General features: G+C 67.4%; 14 protein-coding genes. 10 read left to right on the forward strand and 4 right to left on the reverse strand.

Annotated elements, in window-relative coordinates:
• Positions 1-63: 63 nt before the first annotated feature.
• The 3 genes from LC062_RS15250 to htpX form a co-directional block, all read right to left on the reverse strand.
• Positions 64-1812 (reverse strand): heparinase II/III family protein, encoded by a 1749-nt coding sequence (locus LC062_RS15250; protein WP_224911894.1) that lies wholly within the window; start codon positions 1810-1812, stop codon positions 64-66.
• 158 nt (positions 1813-1970) lie between these two features.
• Positions 1971-3374, reverse strand: a complete 1404-nt coding sequence (locus LC062_RS15255) for an RsmB/NOP family class I SAM-dependent RNA methyltransferase (protein WP_404829736.1) — start codon at positions 3372-3374, stop codon at positions 1971-1973.
• Between the two features lie 118 nt (positions 3375-3492).
• On the reverse strand, positions 3493-4485 hold the full coding sequence (htpX, locus tag LC062_RS15260; protein ID WP_224911895.1) for a zinc metalloprotease HtpX: 993 nt from the start codon (positions 4483-4485) through the stop codon (positions 3493-3495).
• 220 nt (positions 4486-4705) lie between these two features.
• Here htpX and LC062_RS15265 point away from each other — a divergent pair, with 220 nt between their 5' ends.
• From LC062_RS15265 to LC062_RS15285, 5 genes are all read left to right on the forward strand, one after another.
• A complete protein-coding gene (locus LC062_RS15265) occupies positions 4706-4921 on the forward strand; it encodes a DUF1674 domain-containing protein (RefSeq protein WP_224911989.1) in 216 nt (71 codons plus the stop codon).
• A gap of 155 nt (positions 4922-5076) precedes the next feature.
• Entirely contained in the window at positions 5077-6297 is a 1221-nt protein-coding gene (locus LC062_RS15270) for an aminotransferase class I/II-fold pyridoxal phosphate-dependent enzyme (protein ID WP_224911896.1), read from the forward strand.
• 3 nt (positions 6298-6300) lie between these two features.
• A complete protein-coding gene (locus LC062_RS15275) occupies positions 6301-9099 on the forward strand; it encodes an FtsK/SpoIIIE family DNA translocase (protein ID WP_224911897.1) in 2799 nt (932 codons plus the stop codon).
• 256 nt (positions 9100-9355) lie between these two features.
• The gene (locus LC062_RS15280) at positions 9356-10012 is read left to right on the forward strand and encodes an outer-membrane lipoprotein carrier protein LolA (protein ID WP_224911898.1); all 657 of its coding nucleotides are present in this window, start codon (positions 9356-9358) and stop codon (positions 10010-10012) included.
• Between the two features lie 19 nt (positions 10013-10031).
• Complete coding sequence (locus tag LC062_RS15285) at positions 10032-11105, forward strand: ATP-dependent carboxylate-amine ligase (RefSeq protein ID WP_224911899.1); 1074 nt, start codon at positions 10032-10034, stop codon at positions 11103-11105.
• Positions 11106-11238: 133 nt separating this feature from the next.
• On the opposite strand, the gene acnA is transcribed toward LC062_RS15285, so the two are convergent.
• A complete protein-coding gene (acnA, locus tag LC062_RS15290) occupies positions 11239-13986 on the reverse strand; it encodes an aconitate hydratase AcnA (protein WP_224911900.1) in 2748 nt (915 codons plus the stop codon).
• A 392-nt stretch (positions 13987-14378) separates the two neighbouring features.
• Here acnA and ccmA point away from each other — a divergent pair, with 392 nt between their 5' ends.
• From ccmA to LC062_RS15315, 5 genes are all read left to right on the forward strand, one after another.
• Positions 14379-15005, forward strand: a complete 627-nt coding sequence (gene ccmA, locus LC062_RS15295; RefSeq protein ID WP_224911990.1) for a heme ABC exporter ATP-binding protein CcmA — start codon at positions 14379-14381, stop codon at positions 15003-15005.
• Positions 15002-15673, forward strand: a complete 672-nt coding sequence (ccmB, locus tag LC062_RS15300; RefSeq protein ID WP_224911901.1) for a heme exporter protein CcmB — start codon at positions 15002-15004, stop codon at positions 15671-15673. The genes ccmA and ccmB overlap by 4 nt, the downstream gene beginning before the upstream one ends.
• 69 nt (positions 15674-15742) lie before the next feature.
• Complete coding sequence (locus tag LC062_RS15305; RefSeq protein ID WP_181761127.1) at positions 15743-16501, forward strand: heme ABC transporter permease; 759 nt, start codon at positions 15743-15745, stop codon at positions 16499-16501.
• Positions 16498-16692, forward strand: a complete 195-nt coding sequence (ccmD, locus tag LC062_RS15310; RefSeq protein ID WP_181761126.1) for a heme exporter protein CcmD — start codon at positions 16498-16500, stop codon at positions 16690-16692. The genes LC062_RS15305 and ccmD overlap by 4 nt, the downstream gene beginning before the upstream one ends.
• Positions 16689-17306: a DsbE family thiol:disulfide interchange protein gene (locus LC062_RS15315; protein WP_224911902.1), complete on the forward strand. Its 618-nt coding sequence runs from the start codon at positions 16689-16691 to the stop codon at positions 17304-17306. The genes ccmD and LC062_RS15315 overlap by 4 nt, the downstream gene beginning before the upstream one ends.
• The last annotated feature ends 104 nt before the right edge of the window (positions 17307-17410 follow it).

Raw genomic sequence — 17410 nt, forward strand, 5'->3', positions numbered from 1 at the left:
CGGACCGCGCCCCGTGACGAGGCTTGCGGGCCGCATGTGATGGCCTCACGCCGTCAGGCGTCGTCAGAGATCGAGTTCCTCCGCGTTCGGGCTGCTGACCCGTTTGCGGCTGGTCTTGGCGTTGACGGTGCGGCGGAGCTGCCAGCTCACCTCGTCGCGCAGCGAAACCCGGCCATGCAGCACGATCTGGGCAGTGCGGCGATGGCCGTAGGTGTCGGACAGATAGATCGATTCCTCGACCGTCATTTCACAGCCCGGGGCCACGAACTCCCAGGCCTCGCCGTCGGCGGCGACCAGGAGAACGGCGGTGCCGGCGCGGATCGAGCTGGCCTTGACCGATGGGTGCAGGTGAAAGCGGATGGCGTAGCGGTCGCGGGGGCCGAGCTTGCCGGTCTTGCGGAACCGGTCGATGCCGTCGAGCACGGTCCCGTCGGAGGCCAGCGTCAGGTCGCGTTCGTGAATGATGCGGTGGCTGTCCTGATAGCCGTTGTGGCTGGCGACGACCCGGGTGCCGGCGGTGTCCTCTTCCCGCTCGACCGGCACCTGGGTCGGTCCGGCGACGATCGGCGCGCCGAGCCAGCCGCGATAGCGCTCCTCGGCGATGAAATGGGCCGAGGAGGTGTCGTCGATGACGGCGGTCGAATGGGCGGCGGTGGAGCGGGAGACCGCGCGCCAGACGCCGCGGTCGCTGTGGGTGACGCCGCAGTTGACGATGATGCGGTTGCGCCGGGACGACAGCTCGAACGACAGACAGCCGGCATGGGCGTTCTGGCTGAGGGCCGCCGGCGGCGGCGGGCCGACGTCGATCAGCACCACCGTGTCGTTGTGGGCGAGCCGCTGGTAGCCGGAATGGGGCGCATTGCCCGGCGGGGCGCCGCGGGCATCGTCATAGGCGAGGATGGTGGCGACCAGATCGGCCGGCGTCGAGCCCATGCCGTTGAAATGGGCGAAGGTGCCGTCGCCATGGCGGAAGAACCGCACCATCGGCATCATCCGGTCGATGGCCTGCATCACCGCTTGCGAGGACGGCATGCCCTGCATGGTCAGCGCCTGGCGGATCGGCAGGAGGTCGACAAGAATATCGAGCAGCGCCGCCGGGTTGCGGGTGATGTGGCCGCCATCCGCCAGGATCTGCCGCGCCAGCTCCTGGTCGAGCCGGCGCAGGCTCTGGCGCACGTAGCGCCCCTGCCCGGACAGGGACACGGTGGCGGCGGCCACCGCGATCGCCGCGCTGAGACGGGGCAGCCCGTCCGGAACCTCGTTCAGCGTGCGGCGCAGATAGCGCACCTGCCGGGCGAGCGAGCGCAGGAAGCGGCGGTAGAAATCGTGGTCGCAGCCTTCCAGGATCAGCGGCGATTGCGACAGCCAGGCCATCACCCGGCGCGACACCACCTGCTCTTCCCAGCCGGTTTCATGCCAGTAGCCGCAATAGCGGATCCAGTCCTCGACCAGTGCGCGGGCGTTCTGGCGGGCGACGATGGTGTCGGCGGCCTTGAGGTGGCGCAGCCAGCCGAAGCCGTGCAGCGCCCGTTCCCAGTCGGCGGACGGCGGGATCACCTCGAAGGGCGACTGGCCGTTGGCCTCGACGAGCTGTCCGGCGAACAGGAAGCGTCCGGCATAGATATCGGCGGCATTGGTGCCATCGGCGGTGCGCAGGTCCTGCGGGGCGATGAGCAGGCGCGCGGGCGCGCCCGTGAAGGGGCTCCAGCGAAACAGCGGCCCCCCATGGACCCATCGCAGTACCGATTGCCAGGCTGTATGCGCAAGAAGATGCCATACCCGAGCCCGCTCGGTCACCGAGCCAAGCGTCATCGCCGCCAATTACCCTCCGATAGCTTGAATCCGTGCCGGCACCCCACCGCGATCCGCGTTGTGTCCTGGGTCGACTTTCGGGGATTAACGTTAGCGTTTCGTTACGATTGGCGGGCGGATCTGCCCGGAGATGCCTGTCCGTCCACCGAAAACGCCGGTTACAGGCGCTTCAGACGGGCGGCGAAGAAGCCGTCGAGGCCCCCAAGCCGCTCAGGTTCGCCCGGAATTGAGCATGGCAGCAGGCAGGGCAGCGTGCGCAGGTCCCCGGCCTCGGTGATGGCGCCGGGAATGCCGATCTCGTCTTCGGTGACCGGCAGGCGGGCAAAGCCGGGATTGGCGGCAAGAAACGCGGCGATCTGCGCCTCCCCTTCTTCCGGCTGCACGGAGCAGGTGCAATAGACGAGGGTGCCGCCCGGCACCAGCCAGCCGCTCACCCGCTGGAGCAGCTCCGCCTGGATCTGCACCAGGACGGCAATATCCTCCGGGCGCTTGCTCCAGGCGACATCCGGATGGCGGCGAATGGTGCCGGTGGCCGAACAGGGCGCGTCGAGCAGGATCGCGTCGAACGGGGTCTCCGGCTCGAAGTTGCGCAGATCGCCGACCCGGACTTCGGCGACAAGGGACAGCCGGTCGAGATTGGCGCGCAGCCGCGCGAGCCGGCGGGAGGAGATATCGACGGCGGTGACAGTGGCCCCGGCGGCGGCGAGCTGGGCGGTCTTGCCGCCGGGGGCCGCACACAGGTCGGCAACCCGCTTGCCGGCGACCTCGCCCAGCAGCCGGGCGGGCAGCGCGGCGGCGGCGTCCTGCACCCACCAGGCCCCCTCCTCGAACCCGTCAAGCCGGTCGACCCGGCCCGCATGATCGGCAAGGCGGATGCTGTTGCCGGCAATCCGCCGGCCGCCGAGCCGTGTCGCCCAGCCGTCCGGGTCGCTCTTCACGGTCAGGTCGAGATTGGGGGTGTGGAGATGCATGGCGGCGGTCTGCAGCGCCCGCTCTGCGCCATAGGCCTTCTGCCAGGCGGCAAAGAGCCAGACCGGTGTGTTGCGCCAGGGCTCGTTGAAGCGTGTGCGCAGGTCCTCGGCGTCGCGCGCCATCCGGCGCAGCACCGCATTCACGAGCCCCTTGTAGGTCCGCGCCTTGCGGTCTTGATCCGCCAGCGTCACGGCGAGGGAGACGGCGGCGTGATCGGCCACCTCCATGAACAGGATCTGCGCGGCGGCGATATGCAGGATATCCATCGCCGCGCCGCTCTTGTCCGGGATCGGCCGGTCGAGCAGATGGTCGAGGATGGCGCCGATCTGGCCGCGATGGCGCAAGGCGGTGCCGAGCAGCGCGCGCAGCAGGCTTCGATCCTGGGCGTCGAGATCGCGCACCCCCGGATGGCCGTGCTCGGCATCCAGCTCCTCGTCGAGCGGGCGCTGGGCGCGCAGCACCCGGCCGAGAATGTCGACGGCAGCCTTGCGCGCGGCCAGCCCTGCGAGCGGCTCGACCCTGGCCCGCGGACGGTCCGGGCGCGCGTCTTTCTTCGGGGGGCGTTTCGGCGGATGGGGCGAGCGGGCCACGGTCGTTATATCCTTGTTCTGCGACGGTGCGAGGGACCGGATATGCCCCTCAGCGTCCTGCAGGACAAGCGAAAATGCCATCGCCCTTGCGTTGGCGGGCTATCCTTCTCCGGCGTTCTTAGCCCCATGGTCCACGTTTGGAGGGGCCGCGCGATGGCGGATGACGGTCGGAGCGCTCGCGCCGGCCCCAGGGGCCGGGCGGGTCGGTGCGCGGCGCCCGGTCCTCATGCAGGCCCGTACCGGCGAACCCGCCAGCGGTAGCCGGCGCCATGGAGCCGGCCAGCTCGCGCAGGGCAGCGATGCGGTTTTCGGTGTTCGGGTGGGTGGAGAACAGGTTGTCCATGCGCTGGCCCGACAGCGGGTTGATGATGAACATATGCGCGGTCGCCGGGTTGCGCTCGGCATCCTCGTTGGGGATTTGCGCCGCGCCGCCGGCGATCTTGGCGAGCGCGGAGGCGAGCCACATGGGATTGCCGCAGATTTCCGCGCCCATGCGGTCGGCGGCGTACTCCCGGGTGCGGCTGATCGCCATTTGCACCAGCATGGCGGCGAGCGGCGCGACGATCATCGCCAGCAGCACGCCGATGAAGCCGAGCGGATTGTTGTTGTCGCGGTTGCCGCCGAAGAAGAAGGCGAAATTGGCCAGCATGGAGATCGCACCGGCGAGGGTCGCGGTGATCGTCATGATCAGGGTGTCGTGGTTCTTTACATGGGCCAGCTCATGGGCCATCACGGCGGCCACCTCCTCGGCGCTGAGGGTGTCGAGCAGGCCGGTGGTCGCCGCGACGGCGGCGTTTTGCGGATTGCGGCCCGTGGCAAACGCATTCGGTTGCGGATTGTCGATCAGATAGACCTTGGGCATCGGCAGGCCGGCATTGGCGGCGAGCTGGCGCACCATGTGGAACAGCTCCGGCGCCTGATGCTCGTGCGCCTCGATGGCATGGTGCATGCGCAGCACCATCTTGTCGGAGTTCCAGTAGCTGAAGACATTCATCGCGGCGGCGATCAGGAAGGCGATCACCATGCCGCTCTGGCCGCCGATCAGGAAGCCGATCCCCATGAAGAGTGCGGTCATGGCCGCGAGAAGCAACGCGGTGCGGAAATAGCTCATGTCGGTCGCGATCCTGTCCGGTTCGATCCTGGTATGGCGCGGCGCGCGCAAGCGCCGCCCCCACACGTTTGCCCCGCGGCATTTGGTCCCCGGCATCCGGTCAGGGGGCTTCGCCAGCGCGGGCGTTGGTCTTATATGTTGGCGGGATGTGCCCGCTATGCAAGATGGAAGCGGTGCGACGCGCGGCAAATGGAGAGCGGCAGTGACGAGCGACACGGACATTTCCCCTCTGAGCGAGGATCAGGCAACCCCCACGGTACGCCGGCTGGAGGATCTGCCGCCGGCGGCGCAGCGGGCGCTGGCGGAGGCCGAGGCCCGGCGGGCGGAGATCGATGCAAGGCAACAGGCGATGGCCCGGGAAATCGACGGGCGCGGCGGGCTCGATCCGGCCCGCTACGATGACTGGGAAATCAAGGGCATCGCCTGCGATTTCTAGGAGGGACTGCGGTGGGCGACGGGGGCGACACCGGTCGCGATCCTGGCAAATGTCCGATGGTTAATGAGGGATTTACCAACCGGCGATAGGCTTGCGACAGATATTCTGGACGATCCGGGCCAAGGCCTTCGGATCTAGGGAGAATTTTGGTTCGCATGTCCGATACCGCCACCATCGCCCCGCGTTCCCCTGCCTCCGCTCTGCCCTCGGACAACCCGTTCCAGCGGCTGGCTGCAGTGCTGGAGGGCATCGCCCCCGGCGCCGATCCGATCGTGATGACGATCGGCGAGCCGCGCCATCCGATCCCCGGCTTCACCGGTGAGGTGCTGCAGGCGCATCTGGCCGAATTCAGCCGCTATCCGGCGATCACCGGAACCGAGGATTTCCGGGCCGCGGCCGGCGCCTGGCTCGATGCCCGCTACCGGCTCGGCGGCGCGCTGCCCGCGTCAATGGGGGTGGTGGCGCTCAACGGCTCGCGCGAGGGGCTGACCTTCGCCGCGCTGGGCGCGCGCGACTATTTCGCCAAGACCGACGAACGGCAGGCGGTGCTGATGCCGAACCCGTTCTACCAGACCTATGCGGCGGCGGCGCATGTGGCCGGCGCGGAGGCGGTCTATCTGGATGCGGGCCCGCAGACCGGCTTCCTGCCCGATCTCGACCAGCTCGATCCGGCTCTGCTGGACCGCACCGTTGCGTTCTTCCTCGCCTCCCCCGCCAACCCGCAAGGGGCGGCGGTGGATCTTGAGATGTGGTGCAAGCTGATCGAGCTGGCCCGCAGGCACCGGTTCCTGCTGATCGCCGATGAATGCTACTCGGAGATCTACCGCGACACGCCGCCGCCCGGTGTGCTGGAAGCGGCCCTTGCCCTGGGCGAGGGCTTTGCCAATGTGCTGTCCATCAATTCGCTGTCGAAGCGCTCGAACCTTGCCGGGCTGCGCTGTGGCATCGCCGCCGGCGATCCGGCGTTCCTGGCCGCCTGGACCCGGTTCCGGGGTCTGTGCGCGCCGCAGGTGTCGATGCCGTTGCAGGCGGTGGCCGCCGCCGCCTATCGGGATGAGGCGCATGTTGAGGAAAACCGCCGGCTCTACAACGAGAAATTTGCCATTGCCGAGCGCGAGCTGGCGCCGCTGTTCGGCCCGGTGACCCCGGCCGGCGGGTTCTTCCTGTGGCTCGATGTGTCCCGCTGGGGCGGCGGCGTCGCGGTCAGCCGGCGCCTGTGGGCCGAGGCCGGGGTGAAGGTGCTGCCCGGCGCCTTCCTGTCGATGGACCGGCCCGGCGGCAATCCGGGTGAGGCCTATATCCGGCTGGCGCTGGTCGATGACGCGGCGACGGTCGAGGCGGGCCTTGCCTGTGTTCTCGCGGTGTTGGGAGACTAAGCCATGCGACGCGCCACCACCATGCGCAGCGGACGGGCCGCGGCCCTGGGGCTCGATGATACGGAAGCGCCGTTCAAGCGGTTCCTGAAGCGCAATCTGATCGGCGCCAGCGGGCTGGGCCTGATCGCCCTGTGCGCGGCGCTGGCGGCGGCGCTGGCCACCTGGTCGGCGACCGACCCGAGCTTCAGCCATGCCACCTCGGCGCCGGTGCGCAACGCGCTGGGCCTGCCGGGGGCGGTGGTCGCCGATATCCTGATGCAGGCGATCGGCCTGTCGGTCGCGGTGTTCCTGGTGCCGGTGGTGCTGTGGGGCTGGCGGCTCCTGTCGGCCAAGGCGACGCGGATCGCGCTGCGCCGGCTGGTGGCCTGGATCGCCGGGACGCTGCTTGGCGCCGGGGCGCTGGCCGCCCTGCCGGTGCCCTCCTCCTGGCCGTTGCCGACCGGCCTTGGTGGCTTTCTCGGCGATTTCGTCTACAAGCTGCCGGAAATGGTCACCGGTGAGCTGACCGAAGGCATGGCGATGATCGTTGGCGGGCTCGGGTTGGGCGTGCCGGCGGTGATCCTGCTTTTGCGTGCCGCCGGCTGGCTTGGGGCCGATCCGGAGCCGGTGTTCGAACCCCTGCCCGAACCCTCGCGCCATGCCCGTTCCGTCGGTGCGGTGCCTGACTATGGTGATGACGAGGACGAGGACGAGCGCGACAGCCGCTGGGCCGCCGCCGCCGGGGCCTTGGCCCATTGGGGCTTGCTGGCGCGGGCGACCCTGCGCCGGCGTCTGCGCCGGCCGGCCCGCGCGGCGGAGCCGGTTTATGAGGACGACGATTATCCGGACACTTCGGATCCGGCGGAAGACTACGACCCGCGCATGGAGCGGGAGTTCGCCGAGGATGACTATCCGGGGGGCGCCGAGGAAGACCATGACGCGCCGGAGGAAGAGCATCGGAGCGGCGGCCGGGTCCGGTTCGGCACCTTGCGGCGACGGCTAGCCGAACGGCTGATGCCGAAGGAGGATGATGGTCTCGATGACTATTATCCCGACGACGAGCGGGATGAGCCCGGGGAGCGGCGTGGGCCGCGTGTGGTCACCTCGGGCGGAACCATCGATGATCTGCCCGATCTTGACGATGAGGGGCCGCTGGCCGACTTCGGCACATCGCTGCCCAGAAGCATTGCCGGGCCTGCGAGCCGGGCGGAGACGCCGAACCGGGTGGTGCCGCCGGCGGCCCGGCCCAAGCCGGGCAAGCGGGTGGCGGTCGAGGCGCAGCCCTCGTTCCTGCGGCCGGCGGAAAGCTATGAACTGCCGCCGCTGCGGCTTCTGGCGGAGCCCAAGGGCGGTGGCCGGCAGACCGCGATCAACACCGATGCGCTGGAACAGAACGCCCGGATCCTGGAAGGGGTGCTGGAGGATTTCGGCGTGCGCGGTGAAATCATCGAGGTGCGGCCCGGTCCGGTCGTCACCCTTTACGAGCTGGAACCTGCGCCGGGCATCAAGTCGAGCCGGGTGATTGGTCTGGCCGATGACATCGCCCGCTCCATGAGCGCGATTTCCGCCCGTGTGGCGGTGATCCCGGGCAAGAACGCCATCGGCATCGAGCTGCCGAACCAGCGGCGCGAGACGGTGTACTTGCGCGAATTGCTGGCGGCGAGCGACTACGAGAAGTCGAAGGCCAAGCTGGCGCTGACCCTCGGCAAGACCATCGGCGGTGAGCCGGTGATCGCCGATCTGGCCCGGATGCCGCATCTGCTCGTTGCCGGCACCACCGGTTCGGGCAAGTCGGTGGCGATCAACACCATGATCATGTCGCTGCTCTACCGGCTGGAGCCGGAACAGTGCAAGCTGATCATGATCGACCCGAAGATGCTGGAACTGTCGATTTACGATGGCATTCCCCACCTGCTGACACCGGTCGTCACCGACCCGAAAAAGGCGGTGGTGGCGCTCAAATGGACCGTCCGCGAGATGGAAGAGCGCTACAAGAAGATGTCGAAGATGGGCGTTCGCAACATCGACGGCTACAACACCCGGGTCACCCAGGCGTTGGAAAAGGGCGAGGTGTTCACCCGCACGGTGCAGACCGGTTTCGACCGGGAGACCGGCGAGCCGATCTTCGAGGATGAGGAACTGCCACTGGAAAAGATGCCCTATATCGTCGTTATCGTCGACGAGATGGCCGACCTGATGATGGTCGCCGGCAAGGACATCGAAGGGGCGATCCAGCGGCTGGCGCAGATGGCCCGCGCCGCCGGCATCCACATCATCATGGCGACCCAGCGCCCGTCCGTCGATGTCATCACCGGCACGATCAAGGCGAACTTCCCGACCCGGATTTCCTTCCAGGTGACCTCGAAGATCGACAGCCGCACGATCCTCGGCGAACAGGGCGCGGAGCAGCTGCTGGGCCAGGGCGACATGCTCTATATGGCCGGCGGTGGCCGGATCCAGCGCGTGCACGGCCCGTTCGTCTCCGACGACGAGGTCGAGCAGATCGTCACCCATCTGAAGCGGCAGGGCACGCCGCAGTATCTGGAGGCGGTGACCGAGGAGGACGAGGTCTCCGACAGCCCCTATGACCAGTCCGGCGGCGGTGGCGGCGATGACGGCAACGACCTCTACGACAAGGCGGTGGCGATCGTCCTGCGCGACAAGAAGGCCTCGACCTCCTATGTCCAGCGCCGGCTGTCGATCGGCTATAACCGCGCCGCCTCGATCATCGAGCGGATGGAGCAGGAAGGGCTCGTGAGTGCGGCCAATCACGCCGGCAAGCGGGAAATCCTGGTCAAGAACGGGGTCGAGGACGACTTTTGATGTCAGCCTGGCCGCAACTTCGCCACAGGCTCTTGCTAGAGGTCCGTAGCCTGAAGCTGGTGCGGGGCATGGAGCCGCGGCCCTCCCCGCCCGCCCGCCGGATCACCGGTCAGCCGGTTCGGCACTGACAGGACGGGCTTTCGCCGCAGTCCCGTGCCATCTCTCCGCCGGTTTCCCGGATCAGGCTTGCAACTGGCGCGCCGTTTCCGAAACTGGCATTCTCATTGGGCCGCGCCCTATCGACGGAGTTTTCCGCATGACACTCGCCCGCCGTTCGTTTCTTCGCAAGGCCGCCGTTCTGGCGGCAGGTGCCGCACTCCTGGCGGTTGCTGGTCTGGCTCCGGCCATGGCCGCGTCGCTGTCGTCGGAGCAGAAGCGCTCGCTTGCCGAGGTCAACGCCTATTTCAACTCGCTGAAGACCATGCATGGCGACTTCATCCAGTTCGGCCCGAATGGCGAACGGGCGGAAGGCAAGTTCTACATGGCCCGGCCGGGGCGGATCCGCTTCTATTACAATCCGCCGTCGAAGGTGGATATCGTCGCCGATGGCAAGTCGGTGTCGGTGAAGGACCGGAAGATGGCGACCCAGGATATCTGGCCGCTGTCGGAAACCCCCTTGCGCTTCCTCCTGGCGGACAAGATCAACCTGGAGAAGGACGCGCAGGTCTCCGGCGTCTCGGTGGAACCGGATCTGGTCACCGTGGTGCTGGCCGATGACAGCACCTTCGGCTCGGGCAAGCTGACGCTGATCTTCGATGCGGAGACCATCGCCCTGAAGCAATGGACGGTGACCGACGCGCAAGGCTATGACACCTCGGTGGCGATCTACAACACCAAGGTCAACGGCCCGACCAATCCGAAGCTGTTCAAGATCGACTATAACGCCAACCTGATGCAGCGGCGCGGCAAATAACGACGCGAACGCGACAGAAATGCGTGAAATTGTCGTCGATTCCGCCGAAATTGTCAGCGACCTGACCGCGCCGGCGCCCTCCCCCCGGGGCTTGCGCCCGCCGCTTTGGGTGGCCATTCTGGAGCGGCTGTGCACGGCCCATGGCGCGGTGCTGACCGTCGAGCCGGACTATGGCTATGCCGGCTCTATCACCGGCGCCGATGGCCGGCGGCGCATGTTCAAGGGCACCAGTTTCGACATCAACGGCGCCGGCGCGGCCGCTCTTGCCAAGGACAAGGATTATGCCGCCCGCTTTCTGGCGGCGGCTGGTCTTGCCGTGCCGCGCGGGCTCTTGGTTCATGCCCCGCGCCGGGCCGCCGCGCTTCGTCTGAAGAACCCGCAGGTGGCGGCGAGGCTGGCCGGCGTGCCGCAGGCTTGCGCCTTCGCGGCGGCCAGCGGTTATCCGCTGTTCGTCAAGCCGAACGAAGGCTCGGAAGGCGACGGGGTGGTGAAGGTCGGCGAGGAGCGTGCGCTTTGTGCCGCGCTCGACGATCTCTTCCAGATCCATGACCGGGTGCTGGTGCAAAAGGCGGTGGCGGGCGAGGATTTCCGCCTTGTGGTGCTCGATGGTGAGGTTCTGGCCGCGTTCCATCGCACCCCCTTCACCGTCACAGGCGATGGCATCCGCTCGCTGCGGGCGCTGGCGGGCGCGGCGGTGACAGGCTTTGCCGAGGGCGGTCATGGGGCGCGGATTGCACCCGAGGATCCCCGGATTTCCGCCCATCTTGCAGCAAACAACCTTCAACTCGACATGGTGCCGGGCGCCGGAGAGCGGATCGCGCTTCTGCCCAATGCCAATCTGTCCACCGGCGGCGGCGCGGTGGAGGTGACGGAAGCGCTGGCGCCGGGGATTGCCGAGACGGCGGTGCGGGCAGCCGCGGCACTGGGCCTGCGCTTTGCCGGCGTCGATCTCCTGGTGGAGGGATCGTCAGCGGTGGTGCTGGAGGTGAATGCGGCGCCGGGCCTCTCCTATGCGCATCGGCTTGGCGGCGCGGCGGCGGAAACCGTGGAGCGGATCTATGCCCGGCTGCTGCAGGCGATCCTCGCCGGGTGAGCGCGACGTGAGCTCTTGGCCGAACGGCCGGGATTTTTCTCAATGATTTCAATGAAAAAGGCCGGCGGAGTGATCCGCCGGCCTTTTCCTGTTTCGATGGGCGCCGGCGGGAGGAGATCCCGCCGGGTCCGGATCAGTTGGAGACGAGGTTGCGCAGCACGTAGTGCAGGATGCCGCCGGAGCGGACGTATTCCAGCTCGTCCTCGGTGTCGATGCGGCACAGCACCTCGATCACCTTGGTGGTGCCATCGGCATAGGTCACTTCCACATCGACCATCTGGCGCGGCTTCAACTCGGTGACACCCTTGATGGTCACCTTCTCGGTGCCGGTGATGCCGTGGCTCTGCCAGCTCTCGCCGTCCTTGAAGGTGAACGGCAGAACGCCCATGCCGACCAGGTTGGAGCGGTGGATACGCTCGAAGGACTGGGCGATCACGGCGCGTACGCCGAGAAGCCGGGTGCCCTTCGCCGCCCAGTCGCGGGACGAGCCGGTGCCGTATTCCTTGCCGGCGAAGATGACGAGCGGGGTGCCGTCGGCCTTGTAGTCCATGGCCGCGTCGTAGATCCACTTCTGCTCGCCGTCCTTGAGGGTCACGCCGCCCTCGACGCCCGGAACCATCTGGTTCTTGATGCGGATGTTGGCGAAGGTGCCGCGCATCATGACTTCATGGTTGCCGCGGCGCGAACCGTAGGAGTTGAAGTCCTTCTTCGCGACCTGATGCTCCTGCAGGTAGGTGCCTGCCGGGGCGTCGGCCTTGATCGAGCCGGCGGGCGAGATGTGGTCGGTGGTGATGCTGTCGAGGAACAGCCCCAGCACCGCCGCGCTCTCGATATCCTCGAGCGGCTTCGGCTCCATGGTCATGCCCTCGAAGTAGGGCGGGTTCTGGACGTAGGTCGAGCCGGCCGGCCAGCCGTAGGTCATGCCGCCTTCGACCTTGATCGCCTGCCAGTGCTTGTCGCCCTTGAAGACGTCGGAATAGCGCTCGCGGAACATTTCCTCGGTGATCGACGAACGGATGAGATCGGTGATCTCCTCGTTGGTCGGCCAGATGTCCTTGAGATAGACCGGGTTGCCGTCCTGGTCCTCACCGAGCGGGTCGGTGGCGACGTTGACGTGCATGGAGCCGGCGATGGCGTAGGCGACGACCAGCGGCGGCGAGGCGAGGTAGTTCGCCCGCACGTCCGGATTGACGCGGCCTTCGAAGTTGCGGTTGCCCGAAAGCACCGAACAGGCGACCAGATCGTTGTCGTTGATCGTCTTGGAAATCTCCGGATCGAGCGGACCGGAGTTGCCGATACAGGTGGTGCAGCCATAGCCGGTCAGGTTGAAGCCGAGCGCGTCGAGATCGGCCTGAACGCCAGCCTTTTCCAGATAGTCGGTGACCACCTGCGAGCCCGGCGCGAGCGAGGTCTTCACCCACGGCTTGACCTTGAGGCCCTTCTTCAGTGCGTTGCGGGCGACGAGGCCGGCGCCGATCAGCACGCTCGGGTTCGAGGTGTTGGTGCAGGAGGTGATGGCCGCGATCACCACGTCGCCATCGGCCAGACCATGCTCCTTGCCATTGACGTCATAGCGCTGATGCGGTGCGTCGAGGACGCCGGTCGCGCCTTCGTTGATGTAGCGGGATTCGCCATTGGAGGTGGGAAGTGCGGAGGTGTCCTTGGCGCCGCCCTTGATCTCGGTCAGGGCGTCGGCGAATTTCGCCGCTGCTTCGGTCAGGGCAACGCGGTCCTGCGGGCGCTTCGGGCCGGCGATCGAGGGAACGACGGTGGAGATGTCGAGTTCCAGCGTGTCGGTGAAGACCGGCTCTTCGGTCCCTTCGCGGTACATGCCCTGTGCCTTGGCATAGGCTTCGACCAGCGCGATGCGGTCGCTGTCGCGGCCGGTGGAGCGCAGGTACTGCATGGTGTCGCCATCGACCGGGAAGAAGCCGCAGGTCGCGCCGTATTCCGGTGCCATGTTGGCGATCGTCGCGGCGTCTTCGAGCGACAGGTTGTCGAGGCCCGGGCCGTAGAATTCGACGAACTTGCCGACCACGCCCTTCTGGCGCAGCATCTCGACGACGCGCAGCACCAGGTCGGTGGCGGTGATACCCTCGTTGAGCTTGCCGGTCAGCTTGAAGCCGACGACCTCGGGGATCAGCATGGAGATCGGCTGGCCGAGCATGGCCGCTTCCGCCTCGATGCCGCCGACGCCCCAGCCGAGAACGGCCATGCCGTTGACCATGGTGGTGTGGCTGTCCGTGCCGACCAGCGTGTCCGGATAGGCCACCGTCTCGCCGTCCTCGTCCTTGGTCCAGACGGTCTGGGCGAGATACTCCAGGTTGACCTGGTGACAGATGCCGGTGCCCGGGGGAACCGCGCGGAAGTTGTCAAAGGCGGACTGGCCCCAGCGCAGGAACTCGTAACGCTCGCCGTTGCGCTCGTATTCCAGCTCCACGTTCTGCTTGAAGGCATCGCCGGTGCCGAAATAGTCGACCATCACCGAGTGGTCGATCACCAGATCGACGGGCACCTGCGGGTTCACCTTCTTCGGGTCGCCGCCAAGCTTGACCGCGGCATCGCGCATGGCCGCAAGATCGACCACGGCCGGAACGCCGGTGAAGTCCTGCATCAGCACGCGGGCCGGACGGTAGGAAATCTCGTGGCTGGACTTGCGCGTCTTCAGCCATTCGGCGCAGGCGAGGATGTCCTGCTTGGTGACCGTGCGTCCGTCCTCGAACCGCAGCAGGTTCTCCAGAACCACCTTCAGCGAGAACGGCAACTTGGAAACACCTTCAAGTCCGTTCTTCTCCGCCTCGGGAATGGAGAAGTAGGTGTAGGTCTTGTCGCCGACCTTGAGGGTCTGCTTGGCGTTGAAACTGTCGAGAGATTTGGTCACGACTGGCGATCCCCTTCCTGAACTCGGTGCGGCCCGGCCGGCGGCCGGGCGTACCCTCGATGCGCGATCCGGTCACCGCCCCTGTCGACTTCTGGCGAAGTCCGGCGGCGTGCCGGCGGCGTGCGATTATGCCGCGCTGCCGCACCGGAGTGCGATCAGCACGCGAGTTGGCGCCCGTATAGCGAATTTTGTCGCGCGGTGCCAGCGGATACGCGCCTGTGTGGTGTCGGCAAATAGGATAGGCCGCCCCGCTGGCGGGCGCCCCTGCGGCAGCCCGGCGGAGGACGGGTGCGATGGATTGCCTCTTGATCGAAGTCCGCCGGGCATGCGATGCGGAGAAGGCCCGCGTTGCGGGTCGCCTTGTTCGTTTCCCGAAACCGTTCCGGATCGCCATGCGCCTCGTTGCCGACACCCTAGCCTGCGATCGTGGCGGCCGCCGCGTGTTCTCCGATCTGTCGCTAAGCCTCGCTTCCGGCCGTGCCCTGGTGGTGCGTGGGCCGAACGGGGTCGGCAAGTCCAGCCTGTTGCGGGTGATTGCCGGGTTGGTGCAGCCCGCGGCCGGCCAGCTTGCGGTCGAGGACGGGTTGCCGGAGCACAGTGTCGGGGAACACTGCCACTATTTCGGCCATCAGGATGCGTTGAAGCCGGCCATGTCGGTGTTGGAAAATCTCACCTTCTGGACCCGCTTCGTGCAGCCGGCGCCGCTGCCGGGGGATCGGGGTCCGGTCGCGCCGGAGGCGGCGCTGGAGCATCTGGGCATCCTGCATACCGCTCACCTTCCTGCCGCCTATCTGTCCGCCGGCCAGCGCCGCCGCTTGTCGCTGGCGCGGTTGATGGTGACCTTGCGGCCGATCTGGCTGCTGGACGAGCCGACCTCGGCGCTCGACAGCGCTTCGGAGGAAACCTTGACCGGCTTGATGCGCGACCATCTTGCCGCCGGCGGCATGATCCTTGCCGCGACCCACCAGGATCTGGACCTGCCGGATGTGGCGAGCCTGCGGCTGGAGCGGGCGGCATGAGCGGCTGGGTCTGGGCTCTTTTCCTGCGAGAGTTGCGCTTGTCGGTCAGGGTCGGCGGCGGTGCGCTGATCGGCGTTCTGTTCTTCCTGGCCGTGATCACCGTCATTCCCTTCGGCGTTGGCCCGGATCTCAATCTTCTGGCGCTGATCGGCCCGGCGGTCCTGTGGATCGGCGCGCTGCTGGCCACCCTGCTCGGGCTCGACCGCCTGTTCCAGGCCGACCGCGACGACGGGTCGCTCGATCTGATGCTGATGGCCGGCCGGCCGCTGGAGCTGCTGGTGCTGGTCAAATGCGCCGCCCATTGGCTCGGCACCGGCCTGCCGCTGGTGATTGCCGCGCCGGTGCTGTCGATCTTCCTCAATCTTGAGCCGCTGGCGGTGGGTGCGGTGACGCTGACCCTTCTGGCCGGCACGCCGGCGCTGACGCTGATCGGGGCGATCGGCGCGGCGTTGACCGTGTCGCTGCGGCGCGGCGGGCTGCTGCTGGCCGTGCTGGTCATTCCGTTCAGCATTCCGGTGCTGATCTTCGGCGTCAGTGCCGCCGGGGCGGTGACGCGGGAGCCGGCGCCGTTCCTGACCCCCTTCCTGTTTCTGTGCGCGCTCAGCCTGATCGCATTGGTGGTCGGGCCGGTCGCCTCGGCGCTGGCGCTGCGGTTTTCCAGCGATTGACGCTCGTCAAGGCATTATGCCGCCCATCGGTGCATTGAAAGCGCGGGCATCCAACACTAGAACGGTGACATGGCTATCCTTGACCTCGCCAACCCGACCCGGTTCCTGAGCCTGGCGCAGCGACTGCTGCCCTGGGTTTCGGTCGCTTGCGTGGCCGCCTTCGTGGCGGGGCTCTATCTCACCTTCTTCGTCGCGCCGGACGACTACCAGCAGGGCGCGACGGTGAAGATCATGTATCTGCATGTGCCGGCGGCCTGGCTGTCGATGCTGTGCTATTCGACCATGGCGCTGTCGGCGCTGGGCACCTTGATCTGGAAGCACCCGCTGGCCGATGTCTCGGCCAAGGCGGCGGCGCCGATCGGGGCGGCCTTCACCTTCGTCTCGCTGATCACCGGATCGCTCTGGGGCAAGCCGATGTGGGGCACCTACTGGGTGTGGGACGCGCGGCTGACCTCGGTGCTGGTGCTGTTCATCATGTATCTGGGGCTGATCGCCCTGTGGCGGACGATCGAGGATCCGATCCGCGCCGGCAAGGCCGCCGCCGTGCTCACCCTGGTCGGCGCGATCAACCTGCCGATCATCAAGTTTTCCGTCGACTGGTGGAACACGCTGCATCAGCCGGCCAGCGTGATCCGCATGGACGGTCCGACCATCCATGCCTCGATCCTGTGGCCGCTGTCGGTGATGGCCTTGGCCTTCACCCTCCTGTTCCTCGTCATGCACCTGATGGCGATGCGCAACGAGATCCTGCGCCGCCGGGTGCGAACCCTGCAACTGCACGCCGCCAGTGCCCGGCACGGCGTCGCCACACCACAGGCCGCGGAATGACCCAGTTGCTCGATCTCGGCCCGCATGCGGGGTTCATCCTCGCCAGCTTCGGCATCACCACCGTCGTCATCGCCGCGCTGTTCGGCTGGATCCTGGCCGATCATGCGGCGCTGAAGGGCAAGCTGGCGGAGCTGGAACGGCAAGGGGTGCGCCGCCGCTCCGGCGCCCGGCCTTCGGGAACGCCGTCATGAGCGCGGGCATGGACGGGGCGAGCGGCGGCCCGGCCCCGAAGCGGCGCCGGATCCCGCTGGTGGCGCTGTTGCCGCTGATCGTCTTCGGACTGCTGGCGGTGCTGTTCCTGATGCAGATCCTCAGCGGGCGCGATACCTCGCAGGTGCCATCGGCGTTGATCAACAAGCCGGCACCGGAGTTTTCCCTGCCGCCGGTGGAAGGACTGGTCGATGACGGCGTACCGCTGCCCGGTGTGTCCCGCGCCGATCTTCTGGGCAAGGTGAGTGTCGTCAACGTCTTCGCCTCCTGGTGCGTGCCCTGCCGGCAGGAGCATCCGCTGCTGGAGAAGCTCGCCCGGGACGGGCGGGCGCAGATGATCGGCCTCAACTACAAGGACAAGCCGGAGAACGCCCGGCGGTTCCTCGGCACGCTCGGCAACCCCTATGACCGGGTCGGCGCCGACGACAACGGCCGTGCCGGCATCCTCTGGGGGGTGTATGGCGTGCCGGAGACCTTCATCGTCGATGCGAGCGGGACGATCCGCTACAAGTTCATCGGCCCGCTCTCGGAAGAAAGCTACAGCGCCGTGTTCCTGCCGGAGTTGGAAAAGGTGCTGGCCGACCCGCGCCCCTGATCTCTGACTGGGATCTGGGCCCCTGATCCCGGGGCGGCCTCAAGCGCTCGTGACTCGCCATTGAACGGTGGGCTGCGTATGGTCGGGGCGAAGAAAGCCGGACC

It is taken from the genome of Stappia indica (genome assembly GCF_020177335.1).
Lineage (GTDB): Bacteria > Pseudomonadota > Alphaproteobacteria > Rhizobiales > Stappiaceae > Stappia > Stappia indica_B.

Coding starts and splice junctions, on each gene's coding strand:
- LC062_RS15250 (WP_224911894.1), bottom strand. CDS start 1,812: ATGACGCTTGGCTCGGTGACCGAGCGGGCTCGGGTATGGCATCTTCTT.
- htpX (WP_224911895.1), bottom strand. CDS start 4,485: ATGAGCTATTTCCGCACCGCGTTGCTTCTCGCGGCCATGACCGCACTC.
- LC062_RS15270 (WP_224911896.1), top strand. CDS start 5,077: ATGTCCGATACCGCCACCATCGCCCCGCGTTCCCCTGCCTCCGCTCTG.
- LC062_RS15275 (WP_224911897.1), top strand. CDS start 6,301: ATGCGACGCGCCACCACCATGCGCAGCGGACGGGCCGCGGCCCTGGGG.
- LC062_RS15280 (WP_224911898.1), top strand. CDS start 9,356: ATGACACTCGCCCGCCGTTCGTTTCTTCGCAAGGCCGCCGTTCTGGCG.
- LC062_RS15285 (WP_224911899.1), top strand. CDS start 10,032: ATGCGTGAAATTGTCGTCGATTCCGCCGAAATTGTCAGCGACCTGACC.
- ccmA (WP_224911990.1), top strand. CDS start 14,379: ATGCGCCTCGTTGCCGACACCCTAGCCTGCGATCGTGGCGGCCGCCGC.
- ccmB (WP_224911901.1), top strand. CDS start 15,002: ATGAGCGGCTGGGTCTGGGCTCTTTTCCTGCGAGAGTTGCGCTTGTCG.
- LC062_RS15305 (WP_181761127.1), top strand. CDS start 15,743: ATGGCTATCCTTGACCTCGCCAACCCGACCCGGTTCCTGAGCCTGGCG.
- ccmD (WP_181761126.1), top strand. CDS start 16,498: ATGACCCAGTTGCTCGATCTCGGCCCGCATGCGGGGTTCATCCTCGCC.
- LC062_RS15315 (WP_224911902.1), top strand. CDS start 16,689: ATGAGCGCGGGCATGGACGGGGCGAGCGGCGGCCCGGCCCCGAAGCGG.